This is a genomic window from Streptomyces sp. NPDC007901 (assembly GCF_042959465.1).
In the GTDB taxonomy this organism is placed as follows: Bacteria; Actinomycetota; Actinomycetes; order Streptomycetales; family Streptomycetaceae; genus Streptomyces.
The window spans coordinates 1-2,519 of sequence record NZ_JBIBKW010000085.1 but is presented as its reverse complement, the minus strand read 5'-3'; the positions used below and the strand labels follow the sequence as shown (position 1 = coordinate 2,519).

Sequence of the window (2,519 nt, the reverse complement as noted above, 5' to 3'; positions counted from 1 at the left end):
CATCCTCATGGCCCTGCTCCGACGCCGCCACTTGTGACGGAGCGTCACCGGCGCACGGTGGCACATCCCGGCTTCACGGAAATCTTGCCAGGGCCCTGAACGTCCCCACCCGCGTACGGATGAACGCGGCCGGTTCCTGAGGCGGTGAGGAACGTCGGTCGGCACTCTGCTGCGTAGTCGGTGTGCGGCGGCAGGGGGTGGTCGGCGGTGGTCTTGGATCCGCGTCGCTGGTCGGAACTACGGCGGTTTCGGGGGTTGTTGGAGTCCGGGGCGATGAGCTTGTCGGAGATCGCCCGGGAGACGGGGCTGGACCGCAAGACGGTCCGCAAGTACCTCGCGGGTCCGGCGACTCCGCCGCGTCGCTCGGCCAGCGGCCAGGTGGTGCCCAGGAAGATCGACGAGTTCGCGCCGCTGGTCGATGCGATGTTGCGGGCCGAGATCCTGATGAAGGCGTCGGTGATTCACGAGCGGCTGGTCGCGGAGTACGGGTTCACCGGCAACTATCAGCGCGTCAAGCTCTACGTTCAGCAGGCTCGCCCGAGGATCGCCGAGGAACTCGGCATCACGCCGAAGGAGTTGGCGGGGCTGCACCGCCGCTTTGAGGTCGTCCCGGGAGCTCAGGCCCAGGTCGACTGGGGCGACGAGGGCGACGTCCTGGCTCACCTGGGCATCCCCAAGGTCTACTCGTTCCATATGGTGCTGTCGTATTCGCGCGATCCGTTCTGCTGCTTCACCACCGGCCAGGATCTGCAGACCTTCTTCGACTGCCACCGGCGGGCGTTTGCGCACTTCGGCGGGGTGCCGATGACGATCGTCTACGACCGGACCAAGACCGTCGTGCGTCGGCACGTCGCCCCGGGCGAGGCGGTCCCGCTGCACCCGGAAGCGGTCGGCTTCGCCGGCCACTACGACTTCGACATCGACGTGTTGGCCGCCTACCGGCCCACTGGCAAAGGTCGGGTCGAGCGTCAGGTCCTCATCGTCCGTGACCATGTCCTGTCCGGGCGGGCGTTTTCCTCCCTGGAGGAGATGGACACCGCGTTCGCCGCCTGGGTGCCCAGGCGGCGGGATCAGATCCACAAGACGCATCGGGAGGTCATCGGCATCCGGGCCGCCCGCGACCACGCGGCCCTCAAACCGCTGCCGCCCACTCCATACCTGGTGGCCGAGCGGCACCTGCGGCCGGTCGGCAAGGACTGTCTGGTCGCGTTCGGCGGGAACCTCTACTCGGTGCCCGCACGCAAGGTCCGCCCGCGTCAGCTGGTCGAGATCAGGGCGACGAAGTCCCAGGTCATGCTGCACTCGACCGTCCCCGATGCGAGCGGCGAGACCCTGCTGTCCGCCCATCCGCGGGCGGTCGGCCGCGGCGTCCGCGTTGTCGAGGACACGCACTGGGACGGCCTGCCCACCGGCAAGGGGCGCCGCACCACGACGGGCGACGTGACACCGCCGCGTCGCGAACCACCTGCGGGCGGTCAAGTCGGCCCGCTGCAGGCCCTGTTGAACCGGTCCGCGGCCACCCGTGTCGAGGTCGGACGGCGGCCGCTGTCGGTCTATGACGAACTGACCGGCACCCGGCCCTTCACCACCAACTCCCCGACGAAGGAGTCGTCTTGAGCGAGCTGACCGGCAACCGCATCCGCACCACGGCCGGCAAGCTCGGCCTGCCCCACCTGGCGGAGACCATCAACGAGTACACCCGCCGGGCCGACGAGGCGAAGATGGGCTACCTCGACTTCCTCGACCTGGTCCTGTCCGAGGAGCTGGCCGTCCGCGATGACCGCCGTTTCCGCCAGGGCCTGCGGCTGTCCAAGCTGCCGCATCACAAGACGCTGGACGAGTACGACTTCTCCTTCCAGCCCGAACTTGACCCGCGCAAGGTCAAAGACCTCGCCAGCCTCTCCTTCGTCGACGGCAAGGCGAACGCCGCGCTGCTGGGGCCACCTGGGGTGGGCAAGACGCATATCGCCGTCGCTCTCGCGGTCGCGGCCTGCCGGGCCGGCTACTCGATCTACTTCACCAGCCTCGACGACATGGTCCGCAACCTGAAGGCGGCCGAGTCGGCCGGGCGGCTGGTCAACAAACTCGGCACCTATCTGCGGCCGAGTGTTCTCGTGGTCGACGAGGTGGGCTACCAGCCCCTCGAACGCGCCGAGGCGAATCTGGTCTTCCAGGTCATCTCCAAGCGCTACGAGAAGGGCTCGATCATCCTGACCTCGAACAAGACCTTCAGCGAATGGGGCCAGGTCTTCGGCGACGAGGTCCTCGCCACCGCCATCCTCGACCGCCTCCTGCACCACTGCGAAGTGATCGCGATCAACGGCCCGAGCTACCGGCTCAAGAACCGCCTCCAGGCCATCGAGCGAGAGACCGAAGTGGCCTGACAGCTGGGGACGTTCGCCCGTACGCGGCTGGGGAGAGAAGTGGCCCTGGCAAGATTTCCGTGAAGCCGGGATGTGCCACCGTGCGCCGGTGACGCTCCGTCACAAGTGGCGGCGTCGGAGCAGGGCCATGAGGAT

The 2,519-nt window shown here is 68.0% G+C and carries 2 protein-coding genes; both read left to right on the top strand.

The window, feature by feature from the left end; all coding sequences use genetic code 11:
- The first annotated feature begins 207 nt into the window (after positions 1-207).
- A complete protein-coding gene (istA, locus tag ACFZDK_RS55705) occupies positions 208-1,617 on the top strand; it encodes an IS21 family transposase (RefSeq protein ID WP_390987065.1) in 1,410 nt (469 codons plus the stop codon).
- A complete protein-coding gene (gene istB / locus ACFZDK_RS55700; RefSeq protein WP_210582092.1) occupies positions 1,614-2,384 on the top strand; it encodes an IS21-like element helper ATPase IstB in 771 nt (256 codons plus the stop codon). Before istA ends, istB begins: the two co-directional genes overlap by 4 nt.
- Positions 2,385-2,519: the final 135 nt, after the last annotated feature.